Genomic DNA, 17233 nt, shown 5'->3' with positions numbered 1-17233 from the left:
CAACTATCCTTATTCAGTAGATAATTCGTAAATTCCATCCAGCTCTCTGTACCGTTCGGCATAGTCAAGACCATAGCCGACAATAAACCCATCGCTCAGCTTAAAACCGGCGAAGTCCACAATAACCTTTTTCTCCCTGCGCTCATGCTTATCAATAAGTGAGCAAACTTTCAAACTCTTTGGGTTTCTTCTGCGAAGAACATGCAAAAGGAAATCCATGGAGTGCCCGGTATCCACTATATCTTCAATGACCAGAACATCTTTGCCTTCTATGGCGATTTCAAGGTCTTTGGAAAAAACAATATCCTCACTCCGGGAGGTCGCTGTCCCATAGCTGGCGAGCCGAACGAAATCGACTTCCAACTCCCGATCTATCTTGCGAATAATATCAGAAAAAAAGAGAAATGCTCCCTTGAGCACACAGATACAGACCAGCGGCTCTTTTCCGTCATAGCTGGTGGTAATTTCCTTACCCAGTTCCTTGACTCGTTCTGCAATCTGCTCTGCTGTTATAAAGGGTGTCAGTCTATGTCCCATTTTAAACTACCTTAAAGGTTCATATTAATATGTCATAAGGGAAGCAACGATAACTGCTGCCGCCCTTGTTTGATTCTCGCTTAGCGGCACGATTGAACCGACCGTTTTTTTTGCCTGTCTCTCGTGCGTATTCAGAGATCACAGCGCCATGACCATGGCAACTTCGTTACAAAAATCAGGAAAACGAGGACAGTTAAGACAGTCGGCAAAGACCTTTTGGTTCAGCGTATCCATCTCTTCCTTGACAAATCCCAAATGAGCGAAAAAACCGGTCTGCTCTGTGAGCGTGTATACCCGGTATATTCCGAGAGTCACGGATTCGCTCAGACAAGCTTCAACCAGTTCCCGGCCGAATTTTTTGCCCCGGTGCTCAGGTAAAACCACCAAAGAACGAATCTCGGCCAGATTTTCCCAGATAATATTCAAGGCACAGCAGCCGATCACTGCTCCAGAGTTATCTGTCACCACAAAAAAATCACGCAAATGAGAATACAACTGGCTAAAGGACCGGGGTAACACCAACCCCTCATGCTCCTCACGGTGCATGAGCAGGCCGTGGATCGTCTTGACGTCCTCGATACGGGCTTTACGGATCATTCTATTTCCCGGCAAGCTCTTCGGCCATGCTTTTCAGCATTGCGTGGGGGAAAACACCAGGCTTGGCAAAGACCTGCTTACCGCTCTTGTCAAACATGACCAATGTGGGAATGGCTTCAATCCCAAACTGACGCGCAAGCTCCTCGTCACCGATATAGACCGGCAAGTCAATCTTCCTTTTCTCAAAAAATGTTTCTAAGGCTTCGACTTTTTCATCCAATGAAACGGCAATCACGTTAACAGAATCGCCGTGCGATTTCGCCAGGGCTTCCATTTCAGGGATTTCCTGTTTGCACGATGGACACCATGTCGTCCAAAAAAACATGAGCGTAGGCTTCCCTTGATTGGCCGTCAGATAGGTTTCAAGTTCACTCACGCCCATATGCTGAAACTCACCACCTGTCGCACCTTCATCTTTCGAATTCGGTTCCCCTTCGGCCGGACTTCCACCCGAACAGGCCACCAAAAACAGAGAAAACAAAAATATGGTGCTCAGTCGCTTCAAATTATTCATATATCACCTCATTCATTTTATCGATTCATCATATCAGAGTTGCCTTGCAAATAAAAGCGCGACGACCACGACTTCAATCTTCATTGGGCAGATAAGAACCTGAAGTTCGCTGTTCTGTGAACCTCGTTTACCACGGCAGAAGCCCTGTAAAACAGCACAGCTGATGCTGAAATAGAATGAGACTTTGTGAAGCAGCACTGGAGCAAAGAGAGTCCTTCCCAAAGATGACACACGCTTTCGCAGTTACTCGACTCGTCTGGCTCACCTGTTGACATGCACGATATATCAGCGCATTTTAGGATAATAAACACAGCAACTCACAAAAATTTCCTCGATAATAATGAAATCATTTCTTATCATCAAAACAGGTGGAACCTTTCCAGACTTTGCCTCTGAACACGGTGATTTCGAGCATTGGGTAGCCGCATCCATGGAGCTTGCACCTGATGAATGTAACTGCGTTGATGTCAGGACAGGTGCCATACTTCCTGATCCCACTCACTATGACGGGTGTGTGATTACCGGCTCGCACGACATGGTGACCGATGATCTTGAATGGATTCATGGAACAGGCGACTGGCTTTATTCTGCTGGAGAAACAGGACTTCCCATCCTCGGAATTTGCTTCGGACATCAATTGCTTGCCATGATTCATGGCGGACAATCAGGATTTCACCCACAAGGGCCAGAAATCGGCACAAAAACAATCTCGCTCACACCAGCGGCTGAGGATGATCCCCTGTTTTTCAGCATGCCAAACCGCTTCGCAGGACATACGACGCACCATCAGCACGCCAACATTCTTCCATCCAATGCCACTCTTCTTGCGACCAGTGACCATGAACCACATCAAGCCTTTCGTATCGGTGCGAACATGTGGGGAGTTCAATTCCACCCTGAATTCAGCGCAGAAGACATGCGGTGCTACATCACCCGCCAGGCAGAATGCATAACACAAAACCACGGGGACATTGAATCACTCCTGAGTGAGGTTTGTGAGACTCCTGAATCTACGGACCTGTTAACCCGCTTTATGGAATACTCCCTTTACGCAGTTCGATAGCACCCCTGTTCCAGACTGATCGGAGCCGCCTCAACGCCGGACCACACCAATCCGAGGTCCATGCCATAGGCTTGATATTTTTTTATTAGAATAACGAAAAGTGGACCAGATGGGTTTGAAAACAGCCCCATTGACTCTGAGAGAGAAGTGTCGAATTATCCTAAAAAATTGGACGTTTCGATTTTCAATGAGATTTTTTTGAGGAAGGGTACCCAGCAAGGAAACTGGCAGAATTCATTTTATTTGTAGGAAAAAGTCCATCCGTTCGGAAGAGAAGAGGTCAGGTTAATGGAAAGCGAACCTATAATTTCCTGAATCAAGGACTTTTCTTCAACGGGGCCTTCCACAAGAGTGACCGCCCCTTCTATACTGCACATTTCTTTCAGTTTCTCACAAGCCTGTTCTTCACTCCCAAGCATATCCACCAGACCAAGAGCAAGCGCCTGTCTTCCTGTCACAGCCCGACCATCAGCAATGGCATCAATCCGGTCACGATCCATACCACGCGCCTTGGCAACATCATCCACAAACTGAGCATGCAAATCTTGCATAACTCCCAGCAATTGTTCACGCTGCGCATTTGACAGAGAACGCATGGGGGTTCCGGCGGCTTTGTATTTGCCTGTCGTGAGCACTTCCGGCGTCACGCCAATTCTTTCCAATGCATCGGCAACCGTGACAAATTCTGCCATAACACCGATAGATGCTGTCAGTGAACCGGGATTGGCTACGATGAACTGGGCGGGAACAGAGGCATAATATCCACCGCTCGCAGCAACCGTTCCATAGGAAGCAACAACAGGCTTCACCGCTGCAAGTGCTGTTATGGCCTGATACATTTCCTGCGAGGGAGCAATCGCACCACCTGGGGAGTTGACCCGCAGAAGAACACCCTTGATGGAATCATCGTCCCTAAGCGTTCGTGCCCACTTCACCACATCGGTAGAATCCATGATCATTCCCTGAACATGAATGACTCCAAGTTTTTCGTGCCCGAATGAAAATCCGTTGCCCATCCAGCCCATGGAACGAAAAAAGGCTGTGGCCCCCAACATGAGGGCCACAGCTATTATGATCATCATCACCCCAAAGAGAAAGGGGTGGCGCTGGGAGAAACGAAATCGAGTTTCTTCCATACGCATGAAACGGCTCTATTTCTCTTCTTCAGTCGGAGCTTCAACTTCGGCAGAAGCTTCTGCTTCTGCTTCGGGAGCGGCTTCAACTTCAGGAGCGGCTTCGACTTCAGGAGCGGCTTCGACCTCGGGAGCGGCTTCGACCTCGGGAGCGGCTTCGACTTCAGGCTCGTCGACCGGAATTTCACCTGCGGCTTCTTCCAGCTTCTCGCGAAGCAGATCGCCCAGAGTGGAACCCGCAATGTCACCACCAGAAGTGGTTCCACCGAAGCTCTTGGACTTGCGTCCACTTCCGGCAGCTTCTTCCTTGGTCTGCTTGATTGACAAACCGAGGCGACGCTCGTCAGCGGAAACGTGAATAACCTTGGCTTCAATGGAATCGCCTTCCTTGAACATCTCGGAAGGAGATTTGACCTTTTTGCGGCTGATCTCGGAGACGTGAACCAGGCCTTCGATGCCTTCCTCAACCTCAACAAACAGACCGAAGTCAGTAATGTTGGTGACGGTGCCGGTGATCATCTGACCCACGGGGTACTTGGAGGGAACCTGAGTCCACGGGTCTTCGGTCAACTGCTTGACACCAAGGGTGAATTTCTCATTTTCCTTGTCCACGGTCAGAACCTTGGCCTGAACAGCGTCACCGGCCTTGTACACCTCGGAAGGATGGCGGATTTTCTTGGTCCAGGAGATATCGGACACATGGATAAGACCGTCGATGCCTTCTTCGATACCGATGAAGACGCCGAATTCAGTAATATTCTTGATAGCGCCCTCAAGGACAGTGCCCTCGGGATACTTCTCGGCAACGACATCCCACGGATTCGGGGATATCTGCTTCATACCGAGAGAGATGCGCTTCTTGTCCTGGTCAACGCCCAGCACAATGACTTCCACTTCGTCGCCGACCTTGACCATCTGGGAAGGGTGACGAAGCTTGCGGGTCCAGGACATCTCGGAGATGTGCACCAGGCCTTCCACGCCGTTCTCCAGCTCAACAAACGCACCGTAATCGGCGAGGTTGGTGATTGTGCCGTTGAAGCGGGAATCCTGAGGATACTTCTCAGCGATATTTTCCCACGGATCAGGCACGAGCTGCTTGAGACCGAGGGAAACTTTCTGGGCTTCGCGGTCGAAGCTGAGAATCTTCAGCTCGAGATCGTCGCCCAGATTGACCATTTCCTTGGGATGCTTGATACGCTTCCAGGACATGTCGGTGATATGCAGAAGACCATCGAGGCCGCCGAGATCGATGAAGACACCGTATTCGGTGATATTCTTGACCTTACCGGTAACGACCTGACCATCTTCCAGAGTGCCGAGCAGCTTGTCACGCTGTTCACTGCGCATTTCCTCAAGGAGGACACGGCGGGAAACAATGACGTTGCTCCGGCGACGGTTGATTTTCAGGATCTTGAAGTCGAACTCCTGATTGACCAGGGCATCCATGTCAGGGACAGGACGCAGATCAACATGGGAGCCAGGCAGGAATGCTTCGACGCCGCCGAGATCAACGGTGTAACCACCCTTGATGCGACGGATGATGCGACCAACGGCTTCGCCGTCTTTTTCCTGCAGTTCTTCCAGCTTGTCGAAAAGCTGCATCCGCTTGGCCTTGTCGCGGGACAGGTAGATAGTGCCTTCGGCCTCATTTTTGCGAGCAACGAAGACATCGACCTTTTCACCGACCTTGACGGTAATGGTTCCATCAGGCTCGGTGAATTCCGAAACAGGAATCTGGCCCTCGGATTTGAAATTCACATCAACGAGGACGTAGTCTTTGTCGACTTTGACGATTTCACCGGCAACAATGGTGCCTTCGTCAAGATCTCCGAAATCGGAATTGAGATACTCGTCAAGAGCATCTGCAAAGTTCATTTCCATTTCCATCTCGGGGACTTCGACAGATTCAGTAGTTTTTTCCATGGGTTACCTCCACAACGGACCTCGGGCAAAGTAGTTTAACGTATATTTGTGAGATGTCAGTACCACCGTAATCAGGGTTGATCGTTCCGAGGCAGTCGAGCCCCTGAACACGCGGTCGGTAACAAAACCGAACCTGTCATCTTTACGCTCCTGTGAAGAAGAGTTGATATTTTCACTACTTATGCAGCTACTTACTCTTACTCTAATTAGAAGAGTCATGTACGTACTTGAAAAAAACAGCCGTGTAAACTCTTTTTCCCGGAGAAAACAGTGCGGGAGTAAGACAATCAGCTGTTTTCCCACACAGAATACAGACTATTCTTTTTTGAAAGCGAGGTCTGAACCGCAAGCCTGACATCTATAACGGCACATCACCAAAATATAAAGGACTGCACAGTGACGACTCCTTATTGTCTTGCCAAGAGTGGAAATCCCTCTCCGACTGGTCTCAGAGTGGATTGAAAATGCTCTCAATGGGAATGGAGACATCGTAATGCCCGCCAATTCGCCACCATACTGTCCACGAATTTTTCCCGTCAGGAAATGGACGATTGTTTTCCTGTTGAGTTGGACAATGATCGGCATTTTTTTCATTTCATATAACTTTTACCTCATTAACAACCTGACGCTCGCTCAGGTTCACGCCAAGGCGTATGAATCATTCAATAAAGACCAATCATTCCGATATTGGGGAGCAATGCACGGGGGGGTCTATGTCCCGGTCACGCAAGAGACCCCTCCGAATCAGTATTTAACGAATGTCAAAGAAAGAGACCTGACAACACCCCAGGGGACGAAACTCACTCTCATGAACCCTGCCTACATGATCCGGCAACTCAATGAGTCATTCAGGACACTCTATGAGGTGCAGGGGCATATCACGAGTCTCAATCCTCTGCGCCCCGAAAATGGGCCGGATCAATGGGAAGCCGCAGCCTTGCATGCTTTCGAAAAGGGGGTCCACGAGATATACGAAGTGGTGCAAGAAGGGGACGCCTCCTATGCCCGTCTCATGAGGCCTATGCTAGTCACGGCGCAATGCCTGAAATGTCACGAACATCAAGGATATAAAATTCATGATATCAGAGGTGGTGTCAGCGTCAAAGTTCCCATGGCTCCATTTCTTGCGGCAAAAAACTCGCTGATGCTTCGATCCGGAAGTATTTTCATACTGCTTTGGACATTTGGCGTAATTCTCTCTCTTTTTGTTTCACGCCTTCTTGCCGGGAATCTTCGGGCCTTGGAACTCATGGCACAAACACTTGAAAGGGCGAAAGCGACTGCCGAGGCCGCGAATTCCGCAAAATCCGTTTTTCTGGCGAACATGAGCCATGAAATCAGAACTCCCCTCAATGGCATTACTTCCATGCTCCAACTCTTCAGAACCACTCCCATGGATGAAGAGCAAAAAGAATATGCAAAAGCCGCCATTGAATCCAGTGAACGATTGACCCGGCTCCTCTCCGATATTCTCGATATTTCCATGGCGGAAACCGGTGTCATAACCCTTCGCCACGAACCTTTTTCGCTGGAAGAAGTCTGTAAACTGACCCACAAGCTCTTCCAAGCCAGTATGGATAAGACCAAAATCAATCTCGAATTCACCTGCGGCCCTGGCTTGCCGGAATCTGTTTTGGGGGACTCCGTCCGCCTCCAGCAGATCCTAATCAATCTCGTCGGCAACGCCATAAAATTCACGGAATCCGGGAGAATACTGGCCGAAATATCCGCACTCTCCCCTCTTTCCGCTGGAACCTGCCGCATTCTTTTTTCCATCTCGGATACAGGGTGTGGCATAGCCGATGAGAAACTCGAATCACTGTTCGAACCATTCTCCCAAATGGATGAAGGATATAACCGCAGTTACCAAGGAGCTGGCCTCGGCCTTTCCATCTGCAAACGCCTGGTGGAACTTATGGGTGGCAGCCTTGTGGTCTGCTCCGTGACAGGACAGGGAACCACGGTTCATTTTTCTCTGATATTCACTCTGTCGCAAAAGGCGCAGCCGTCAGTCGAAACTTTTGATGGAAAGACACCGCTGCCCTCTTTAAATCTCAGGATTCTTCTTGCTGAAGATGACAGGGTCAGCAGGCTCGCTGAAAAACGCCTCTTGAGCAAACTCGGCTGCGAAGTGACAGCGGTCGAGGACGGCAAGCGCGCGCTCGCCACGCTCAATGATTCGTCTTTCGATTTAGTCATCCTGGATATTCAAATGCCGGAGATGGACGGCCTTGAATTGACCCAGGCCATTCGTGACGGCAAGGCTGGAGCAGCGAAAAAGAACCTCCCTATCATTGCCATGACAGCATACGCAATGGGAGGCGATGAAGAAAGATTCGTCAAGGCAGGCGTGACTGGGTATATCGCGAAGCCCCTCGATATGGAGGATTTCCTGAATGTTCTGAGGAAGGTCTTGTCGGACCGGGAGTAAAGGAAGAAAAAAATCTGAAGACCTCAATCACGAGGGAATTCGTAAGGCACCTGTATTCCAGTAGCAGAGAACAATCTGCCCACGCTTTCGAACAGGGTGCGAGTTTCCAGAGAGACCCGCACCCCGTGCTAAAATATTCTTACCCCTTGCAGCTATGTTTCATGCTGGTGCCTTCCACGACGAAGACCACGGATTCAGCCACATTGGTGGCAAGGTCTGCAATCCGCTCCAGATGACGCGCCCCGATAATGGCATGGACACCGCGTTCCACAATACGTGATTCAGACACCATCTCACTGACAAACTGTCGCAAAATCGAAATATTGAGATCATCGGCTTTATCATCCATGCGACACACTTGTCCGGCCAGGTTCACATCCTCGTCCACATACGATTTCAGGGAATCTGAGAGCATCAGTTTGGATATGGATGCCAGGCTTTCCATCTTGGGATTATGTGGCAGCGGCGGCCGGGTTGACAGGAATATGGCGCGATGAGCCAGATTGACGGCTTCATCGCCAAGACGTTCCAGATTCACTGTTATACGCTGCGCACCGACGATGGTCCGCAAATCAATGGCCATGGGTTGATCAAGCGCGAGCAATTCCAGACTGAAGTTATCAATTTCATCTTCCATTTCATTGATGACATCATCCCCGACAATGACCTCTTCAGCGAGGTCTGCGTCATTTTCGAGATATGCCCTGATCGCCTTGTGCACGGCAGACTCGGACAAAGCTGCCATGCGCAGGACTTTGACTTTCAAATCCTCAAGTTTTTTCGAAAAATGTGCTCGCTGTTCCATATATCCTCCAGACCCGCACTTGCAGGCCCGCTTGGTTCTTTAACTTCATGGTGTCGACTTTTTCATATTCAAACCAGTCGTCGGCTCTCTGCCGCCCTAGCCGAAGCGACCTGTGATATAGTCTTCCGTCTGCTTGTTGGCCGGATTGGTGAACATCGTCTTGGTATTATCCACTTCTATGAGTTTACCCATGTAAAAAAACGCGGTTCTATCCGAAACCCGCGCTGCCTGCTGCATGGAGTGGGTCACGATGATAATGGTAAATTCCTTCTTCAATTCATGAATCAGGTCTTCGATCTTCTGCGTGGCGATGGGGTCCAGGGCCGAGGCGGGTTCATCCATAAGCAGCACCTCGGGTTCGATAGCCAGGGCACGAGCAATACAGAGACGCTGTTGCTGCCCCCCCGACAACCCCAAAGCCGAGGTGTGCATGCGATCCTTGACCTCATCCCAGAGCGCTGCACCCTTGAGACTTTCCTCCACACGCTGTTCTATGAACTGCTTGTCGTTAATCCCGTTGACACGAAGCCCATAGGCGACGTTTTCAAAAATAGTCTTGGGAAAAGGATTCGGTTTCTGAAAAACCATGCCTATTCGACGGCGCAGTGAGACGACATCGATTCCCGGAGCATAGATATCCTCGCCATCGAGTACCATCTTCCCCACGACGCGAGTGCCATTGATAAGATCGTTCATGCGGTTGATACAGCGCAAATACGTCGACTTTCCACATCCGGAAGGTCCGATAAGCGCGGTCACGCGATTCAACTCGAAATCGATACTGATTTCTTCGAGGGCCTTGAAATCTCCATAATAGAAATCAAGGTTGGTAGAAGCTGCTTTAATGACTGTTGTCATGCCAATGATTCTCCAGATTGGAATAGTCAAGACGCCGTGATAATAAAACACGGTGCAGTTCGGGTGTCTACCCCTGCGCGGTTACGGGGCAATGACTTGAATGTTACAATTGTGTGACAGCCCGAACTGATCCAAAACTGAAAAGGCTGAAAATTCTTGGAAGACTAGGGGAATTCGACAGAAATAAGTAGAGTCTTCCCTTTCCTGACAAAAGACGGTTTCAGCATGACCATTGGTGATTTTCTGAAATGGACCACCAAACGCAACTTGTCAGGGTGACTTCCTGCCACCACATACTTGACTGGTCCATCCTGGGTGCGGATCACGTTGGACGCGTTGAGTTCCCAAGGTTGAAGCAAATCCACGACCAGACGACTGGGATTGCTCAAATTCATGAAGGAAACGTCACCAACCGGCCGATCTCCGATCACTGAGAGAGAAAATCCCGTGTCCGAATAGTGCAGCGTCAGTGAACCGATGCTTCCCTTTTCCGACGGACGGATGCCTGACAAAGAAGATTTCTGTGATGGCCCAACAAACGGATCAGCCGGAGATTGAGGATCAGGGGATACCTTTCGCGGCTCTTCCTTTGAAGCCTTTCCGGCATTCTTTTTCCCAGCCGGACCAGACTCCCCTTGCAAAGAAGGCTTGGGTTGCCTCTCTCCTGTGGCCGGGAGTGCTTCGGCGCGTCCGATTTCCTTCACTTTCGATCCAGGGGCGGACACCGGAGGTAAAACGGTCCGATCGACCTGCAAACGGATTCCGCCTGATTCATCAGAGACAGCCCATCCGTTTCCCACGCACAAAAAGAAAACGCCCACTCCGATCATGCACGCCATAAACGCCATCACGCGGCGTTCTCCCCATACTTTCATCATGTGTTACCCCCTGAAAGACTCAAGTGGGTATACAAGAAATGCCTTTCAATGGCAAAGCCCAACGCCTGGAATCAGAGGGACTCATAAAACGAAACCAACTGTTGTACGACGATCCTGTCCGACCACCTGGTCTCCATAAAGTCCCTTCCCTTGATACAGACTGATTCGCAATATGCCCGATCCGAGTCCAATTCCTTCAACCTGTCTTGGAGTGTGTCACGGTCGCGAGCAATGACCCACGGCAAATCATCAGTATCAACAAACTTCGCAATATTTTCCCTGTTCCACGCGTCCAACCCGGCAATAACGGCCACTCCCTGTGACAACCCCTCAAGACTGCTGACACCATAGTACCCTTGCATATGGTCAAAGAGGACATGGCACCTGCGCTTTCGAGCCAGACACACCTGATTCGGGACATCCTCCATCAAGTCAACTTCCAAAGCAGTCCCTGCGCGTGCGAGGGTATCGACGGCAGCTAAGAACTCATCAGTATTTTTGAGGTCTTTGCGAGTCGGAGAATGACAGACTTTGAGCGTACCGAAATCATCAAACCGTCCGGGCTGAGGCTTGAGCAACGGGTCGTCAATGTTGACCAGGTTCGGCTGCCACCGGGCCTGAGGCAGAAGTTGAAGCAGATCAGGCGTACTCACCAGAAGGTTGGTTCTCCCCCGCTCAGCATATGTTCGGGCAAAGGATGCCGGGTTCGAACGGAAATCATGATGTCCATGATGGTGATGGACGACTTCCTTTCCCGCCAGAAAATCCGCAGGACGATGTGGTCCGAAAAAGCAGAACTCGTCACAGGTCATATGAAAATGAAAGACATCCGCCTCTTCCATCAGAATATGAACTTCTTCCAGTCCATCAGGACCAAGGTCTGGTATATGAAGATCCTTTTCCCACGAATGCGTATAGCGAGTTTCCAGGGTAACGAGTCGGGCTTCATGGGCAGAATGTCGATTGATGGCGTGGACAAATTGAATGGCGGTCCCTGCGGGATCATTGATGGCGAACATGAGAATCAGCATGATCAGTCCTGGCTCCCGAAAATGATATCCACATGCTCCAAATACTGGCGGACCTCGGCAATCAATCCGGCAGCACCCTTGATATCAACGGCCTGCCCTGCATCCTCAATGGCCGCACCCAGCTCTGTCAGACGGCGAAAACCATAGGAACTTCCTGTTCCCTTGAGCCTGTGCCCCAAGGTGCGGAGCATCTCACCATCCCCTTTGCCTGCGGCTTCTTCCATCTGTCTCAATTCCTCCCAACGAATTTCGAAATAGCGTGGAAGAATCGGTTGCAGATCCGCATCGATCATGACTTGAAATCGTTTCATCAATGCCCTCCCCATCGTGTGCCGCGCCGAAGCGCCCCCCCTGTCATCTACAGGTTCACTTTCCTCTGCGGAAACAAGCACGTCCTGGATTCATAATTCCCACTTCCCATGGACTACCTCAAGACCGGGGCCAAGGCAGGGTTCTTTTTCCAATCCATTTTATTGAGCTTTTTCACCCAAATTTCACCTGTCTGAGTGTGAAACAGCAACTTGCGCCCCTGAGACCCTCCGACATCTTCAACTTCGATATTCAGACGGGCAAAATGAAGAAGTTTACGGGCCATTTCTATATTGCGTCTGCCAATATCATACGAACTGTTGGCAACGCCGCGCATGGTTATCCCAGTGGACCCGCCAAACAATTTGACGACCAAATCCCGCCGAGGCACACCGACCTTGTCCAGAGTTTCGAGCATATTTTGCAAGGCCGTATCAACAAATCGGCAGACCTGAGGATCATGCCCACCCATCTTTTGCTCCGCACTATCAGGCAGAAAGGCGTGACAGATGGTCCCGACTCCCATTTGGGGAACGTGCATGGTAATGGCCAGACACGATCCGAGAACCGTGGTTACCAATGTCGGCTGAATGCCGAAGAAACAGTCGCCGGTCTGAAGAAAGACCTTAGGCAGTCCGTGTCCGAGTCCCTTCATAGTCCTTTTTATCTCAGTTGTCCGTGCACTCATTTTCGAGAAACAACGGGAAAGAATGGCACATCTTACCCCGAAGGCGTTCCAAGTCAATCATTGTATTGAACTTTTCTCAGCTGTCCGGGTACAAATTGAGCCAGAACCAGGGAGACGATGCTCAGGGCTGCGGCACTGAAGAAAACCGCCCTGTAGTTTGCGATCCAGGCCAAGCCCCCCAAAGCCGGGATAACAACAGCGGCAATATGGTTGATGGTGAATCCAACTGCCATCCCTGATGCGATATCCCGTTTATCCGCTATCTTCTGGTAGAACGTCTTGATAGCTATGGCAAAATTGAAGAAAACATTATCCACGACATACAAGCCCCCAGCCAGCCATGCGCTCTCGGTCAGAGCGTATCCGAAGAATATCAATGTCAACGCCACATATTCGAGAGTCAGCACCCACCGCTCCCCAAAACGATTCACGGCTTTACCGATCAACGGGTTCACAAAGTAGTTGATCACATTATTCAGAACGAACAGGATCGTGATGTCCTGCACGGAAAAATCAAATTTCTCCACCAGCAGAAAAATGGCAAACGCAACAAATATCTGTCGCCGCGCACCACTCAGGAAAGTCAAAACATAATAGAGCCAGTATTGGCTCCGAAAAACCATTTTTTTCCCTTGGGCAGGCAGATCCGTTTGTGACGGGTCTCGGGTCATCGCCCAGACTCCACTCCCGATGGCGATCAGGCCGAGTACGATGAACATTTGCGAATAATCCAGATACCGGGCAACGACAAAAATGCCCCCTCCGATCAGGATATTCGTCAGGGCCGCGATACTCCGCATTCGTCCGAGAACAAGAGGAGAGTCGGTGACACTGAAATATTGCAATGTCAGGGATTGATTCATGGTTTCATAATAATGGAACCCGAAGCTCATGATCAAGGTAGTGAGAACCAAACCTGCCGTCGTGGGGAACTGGCCTGTCAATGCCACCCCAGCTCCCAGAATAATAACTGAGAACGCCGCGAGTCTGTGCTCTCGCATGATCAGGATGACGTAAAGTGCAAGCAGCGCGAGAAACCCTGGAATCTCACGCACCGATTGGACAACACCCATTTCCAGACCCGACAGGCCCCCGACTTCAACCGCAAAATTATTGAGTAGGGTTCGCCATCCCTGAAAACCAGCATGCGCCCCTATCACAAGGACGATCAGGAAAATGTACATCTGACGTTTTTTATAGGAATTGCTCATTGTGCCCCCTGAGATGCGCGCACAATATGTCTTTGACTTGCAGAAAATCAAGGATAGAATCTGCCCATGAGAAAATCACCCATACTCGTCAGCGCCTGTCTCGCAGGAATATTCTGCCGATACGATGGCAAGACAAATGCCAATGAAACAATTCTGGAAATGGTCCGCAGTGGCACAGCCATCCCGTTTTGTCCCGAAGTCCATGGAGGACTGCCTACACCGCGCCCTCCCTGCGAGATTCAAGGTGCCAGCGTCCTCGACTGCCATGGGAACGATTGCACGAATGCGTTCGTGCGCGGGGCCGAAGAAGGCCTACGACTGGCACATCTTGTCGGCTGTACCGAAGCGATACTCAAAGCCCGGTCACCCTCCTGTGGCAGTGGTATCATCTATGACGGCACATTTTCCGGCACCCGAATTTCAGGCAACGGCTGCTTTGCGGACCTGCTCATGAAAAATGGCATACGTGTCCGCTCCGAAGAGACCATATCCTCCTTCCCCGAGAATCAATGACCGAATATTGTGGTATCCCTCTGCGACTGAAAAAAAACAGTCGGGCAAAAAGGGTTCTTATTAAGCTCGTGCCGGGTAAAGGTCTGGAAGTGGTTATCCCGAAGCGGTTCGATCCAAGTCTTGTTCCGGGGATCCTTGACGAAAAGAAACGTTGGATAGAACGTACAAAAGCGACAATGGAAGCGAGAGGAACCGATCTTTCCGGCCGTGTGCCCGAGTTACCTTCTCAGGTGGATTTTCAAGCGAGCCAACGAAGTTATGAAATAGGCTATGTGGACCGCCCCGGACGTCTCTCCATTGTCGAAAACGGCTCTCGACTGATGGTCAGCGGGCCTGGAAACGACCCCCAAGCGCTTCTTGAGGCACTCCGACTCTTGACAGCGAACAAGGCACGGGAATTCATTCTGCCACGACTTGATGCCATGAGCCGAAGACTGGGCCTCCCTTATGAGGCTCTCAGAGTTCGCCGCCAAAAGACCCGTTGGGGAAGCTGCTCCGCCCGAGGAACAATCAGCGTCAACGCCAAACTCTTGTTCCTGCCCCTCGAACTGCTGGACCATCTGCTGCTTCATGAACTCTGCCATACCGTCCACCTGAACCACTCAAAAAAATACTGGTCCCTTGTTGCCCACTATGCCCCGGAGTACCTGCAACTGGAAGATGAACTGAAAAATGGTGGGATTCATGTCCCAAACTGGTTTGCCTGAGCAGGGGTAACCATTCACCATCGCGGATGAGATGAAATGGGAAAACAACATTCAATATACTGGGAGAGTTGAATTTTCCTCTTCTCAAATGAGTGAACCTCAAACATCGCGTCTTCTTGGTGCAAACGAATGCACCCCATTTCAAATTATAAAAATAGATTCGAAAGTGTCAAAATCCCCAAGAAGCGCTAGTATGTTGACACAAAGCCCAAAGAGGCTCATTTTTCTTCTTCCTAGGGGAAGGACTATAGAAAACTGAAGGAATATTATGGCGGAGAAGAGATACGATTCAATACTTTACGACTATTTTGAGAAGCAAGGAGGAGTTATTATCCTCTTGAGCGAGGATTTGCTTTTCAAGAAGATTTTGTCGAACACCATATTCAAGACCATTGGCACCAAGCGTGACTGCCTCTGGGCATATGAAGGGATTCAGGCTGGCCTGAAAAAAATCCAGCAGTGCCAGAAAAACAAAATCGAGTGCACTGTTTTCATCGAACGAATGATAGCCGACCGGCCCAGTACAGATACAATCATTACACTGAAACAGCTCCTCCCCGACTTGCGCATTATCGTTCTTGTCGGTGAAACCAAGCGGGAAAATATCGCCTACTTTTATGAAATTGGCGTAAATAATGTTATTTCCAAACCAGCCTCAGTGAATAACATCATTGAAAAAATGGCTTTCACTCTCAAACCGCAGGGGAAGCTCAGCGAGTACATGTCCATCGGCAAGCGGTTTCTAACCGCCGGGAAACTCAAGGAAGCCTTGGAAGTCAGCGACAAGATTCTCTCTCTCAAGCCGGATAGCCCGGCAGGCCTGATGTTACGCGGAGATGTCTACCTTACCGGAAAGGACCATACCAAGGCTGTGGCCAGTTATCTCAAGGCCCATGAAAGCTCACGGCTCTACCTCGAACCGCTGAAACGCCTGGCCAATGCTTACGACGGTGTCGATGATGACCAACACCTATATTACTTGAAGAAGCTCGATAAACTCAGCCCCCTGAATACCGAGCGCAAGACAGGTATAGGCAAGGTCTACATCAAACGAAAAGAACTGGACGTGGCTGAAGAGTACTTTGATAAGGCACTGGAAACCGCCACGAAAGAGGCCATGAGCCTGGTTGGTTCCGTGGCTGAACAAATTACCGAAGCAGTGGGCCAATCTTCCCCGCGCATGGCTGAAAAATACCTGTCCAAGGTTTTGGAAAGCAAAGGAAACCAACTCTCAAAGAAGGATATCTCCCTGTTCAATAAACTTGGAATTGCCCTGCGCGGTCAAGGGAAGTGGAGAGAGGCCATAGAAAACTATACCAGAGCTTTGACCATTTCTCCGGAAGATGAAGGACTGCATTACAATATGGGGATGGCCTACTTCGATGGCAAGGAACACAGGATGGCTGCGGCCTGCTTTGAAAAAGCCCTGGAGAACAATCCTGATTTCTACAAACAAAGCGAAGTGGTCTCCATGAATCTTGGGACTGTTTACATGGACCTGCGTCGCCTTGATCGGGCATTGGTTTTCTTCGAAGCTGCCTATGCACTGAATCCATCCAACAGGATGGCCAAACGAAAGATCGAAACACTGCAGAAAAGCAGCGCCTAATCTCATCGGGAAACGCTGCCCGCTCCGAACGGTTTTCCTCATCTGAAACAACCGTTTCCTTGAATATCCGCGAGAAACCAACCGCTCCCGTATGACTCGACTGCTCCAGGCATTGCCGCCTGGAGCTTTCTCGACAGAGTCACAGGAACAGAAAAAGCTGTCGGAACTCCCCAGAACATTTTCCATAAAAAGTGACACGACAGAACGGGAAGCCGTCTGCGGCGGGATTGTCAAACGATGTCGTCTCCAACGGCTCAAGGGCTATGCCCTTGAGAATCCTATCCTCGCCTTTGGCGAAAAAGAGAGAGACCATGAAACAACTTTTTCCCAAAAAGAATCCCCCGGAAACCACTGTTTCCGGGGGATTCTTTTTATTCGTCACTCTTTACGGGAAACGCCTTGGCAACTCTCCGGCAGTTTCTCTCA

At 50.0% G+C, this 17233-nt stretch carries 17 protein-coding genes; 5 read left to right on the top strand and 12 right to left on the bottom strand.

The window, feature by feature from the left end; translation table 11 throughout:
• Positions 1-9: 9 nt before the first annotated feature.
• The 3 genes from hpt to BN4_RS12800 all read right to left on the bottom strand — a co-directional run bounded on the left by hpt (position 10) and on the right by BN4_RS12800 (position 1648).
• Positions 10-537, bottom strand: a complete 528-nt coding sequence (gene hpt, locus BN4_RS12810) for a hypoxanthine phosphoribosyltransferase (protein ID WP_015415829.1) — start codon at positions 535-537, stop codon at positions 10-12.
• A gap of 138 nt (positions 538-675) precedes the next feature.
• Positions 676-1134, bottom strand: coding sequence for an N-acetyltransferase (locus BN4_RS12805; RefSeq protein WP_015415828.1), 459 nt, complete (start codon positions 1132-1134; stop codon positions 676-678).
• 1 nt (position 1135) lies between these two features.
• Complete coding sequence (locus BN4_RS12800) at positions 1136-1648, bottom strand: TlpA family protein disulfide reductase (RefSeq protein ID WP_015415827.1); 513 nt, start codon at positions 1646-1648, stop codon at positions 1136-1138.
• A gap of 340 nt (positions 1649-1988) precedes the next feature.
• Here BN4_RS12800 and BN4_RS12795 point away from each other — a divergent pair, with 340 nt between their 5' ends.
• Positions 1989-2711 (top strand): glutamine amidotransferase, encoded by a 723-nt coding sequence (locus BN4_RS12795; protein WP_015415826.1) that lies wholly within the window; start codon positions 1989-1991, stop codon positions 2709-2711.
• Positions 2712-2950: 239 nt separating this feature from the next.
• On the opposite strand, the gene sppA is transcribed toward BN4_RS12795, so the two are convergent.
• Together sppA and BN4_RS12785 are read right to left on the bottom strand one after the other, a co-directional pair.
• A complete protein-coding gene (gene sppA / locus BN4_RS12790; protein WP_015415824.1) occupies positions 2951-3853 on the bottom strand; it encodes a signal peptide peptidase SppA in 903 nt (300 codons plus the stop codon).
• Positions 3854-3862: 9 nt separating this feature from the next.
• Positions 3863-5767: a 30S ribosomal protein S1 gene (locus BN4_RS12785; RefSeq protein ID WP_015415823.1), complete on the bottom strand. Its 1905-nt coding sequence runs from the start codon at positions 5765-5767 to the stop codon at positions 3863-3865.
• A gap of 574 nt (positions 5768-6341) precedes the next feature.
• Between BN4_RS12785 and BN4_RS17285 the strand changes: the two genes are divergently transcribed.
• Entirely contained in the window at positions 6342-8198 is a 1857-nt protein-coding gene (locus BN4_RS17285; protein WP_015415822.1) for an ATP-binding protein, read from the top strand.
• A 139-nt stretch (positions 8199-8337) separates the two neighbouring features.
• On the opposite strand, the gene phoU is transcribed toward BN4_RS17285, so the two are convergent.
• From phoU to BN4_RS12740, 7 genes are all read right to left on the bottom strand, one after another.
• Positions 8338-9003, bottom strand: a complete 666-nt coding sequence (gene phoU, locus BN4_RS12770) for a phosphate signaling complex protein PhoU (protein WP_015415821.1) — start codon at positions 9001-9003, stop codon at positions 8338-8340.
• A 96-nt stretch (positions 9004-9099) separates the two neighbouring features.
• Positions 9100-9861 carry a phosphate ABC transporter ATP-binding protein PstB gene (gene pstB / locus BN4_RS12765; protein ID WP_015415820.1) on the bottom strand — a complete coding sequence of 254 codons (762 nt, stop codon included), beginning with the start codon at positions 9859-9861 and terminating at the stop codon, positions 9100-9102.
• A gap of 164 nt (positions 9862-10025) precedes the next feature.
• Complete coding sequence (locus BN4_RS12760; protein ID WP_015415819.1) at positions 10026-10739, bottom strand: AMIN domain-containing protein; 714 nt, start codon at positions 10737-10739, stop codon at positions 10026-10028.
• 71 nt (positions 10740-10810) lie between these two features.
• The gene (locus BN4_RS12755; RefSeq protein WP_015415818.1) at positions 10811-11770 is read right to left on the bottom strand and encodes a glycosyltransferase; all 960 of its coding nucleotides are present in this window, start codon (positions 11768-11770) and stop codon (positions 10811-10813) included.
• Between the two features lie 2 nt (positions 11771-11772).
• Positions 11773-12081, bottom strand: coding sequence for an Hpt domain-containing protein (locus tag BN4_RS12750; protein ID WP_015415817.1), 309 nt, complete (start codon positions 12079-12081; stop codon positions 11773-11775).
• A gap of 113 nt (positions 12082-12194) precedes the next feature.
• Entirely contained in the window at positions 12195-12734 is a 540-nt protein-coding gene (locus BN4_RS12745) for a chemotaxis protein CheD (protein ID WP_015415816.1), read from the bottom strand.
• Between the two features lie 86 nt (positions 12735-12820).
• The gene (locus BN4_RS12740) at positions 12821-13978 is read right to left on the bottom strand and encodes an MFS transporter (protein WP_015415815.1); all 1158 of its coding nucleotides are present in this window, start codon (positions 13976-13978) and stop codon (positions 12821-12823) included.
• A 66-nt stretch (positions 13979-14044) separates the two neighbouring features.
• Here BN4_RS12740 and BN4_RS12735 point away from each other — a divergent pair, with 66 nt between their 5' ends.
• From BN4_RS12735 to BN4_RS12725, 3 genes are all read left to right on the top strand, one after another.
• Positions 14045-14491, top strand: a complete 447-nt coding sequence (locus tag BN4_RS12735) for a DUF523 domain-containing protein (protein ID WP_015415814.1) — start codon at positions 14045-14047, stop codon at positions 14489-14491.
• Positions 14488-15198 carry a M48 family metallopeptidase gene (locus BN4_RS12730; RefSeq protein WP_015415813.1) on the top strand — a complete coding sequence of 237 codons (711 nt, stop codon included), beginning with the start codon at positions 14488-14490 and terminating at the stop codon, positions 15196-15198. Before BN4_RS12735 ends, BN4_RS12730 begins: the two co-directional genes overlap by 4 nt.
• 268 nt (positions 15199-15466) lie before the next feature.
• The gene (locus tag BN4_RS12725) at positions 15467-16807 is read left to right on the top strand and encodes a tetratricopeptide repeat protein (protein ID WP_015415812.1); all 1341 of its coding nucleotides are present in this window, start codon (positions 15467-15469) and stop codon (positions 16805-16807) included.
• Positions 16808-17233: the final 426 nt, after the last annotated feature.

This window comes from Pseudodesulfovibrio piezophilus C1TLV30 (assembly GCF_000341895.1).
GTDB classification, from domain to species: Bacteria; Desulfobacterota; Desulfovibrionia; order Desulfovibrionales; family Desulfovibrionaceae; genus Pseudodesulfovibrio; species Pseudodesulfovibrio piezophilus.
The sequence above is the reverse complement of the archived record's forward strand: the minus strand, read 5'-3'. Positions and strand labels throughout refer to the sequence as shown.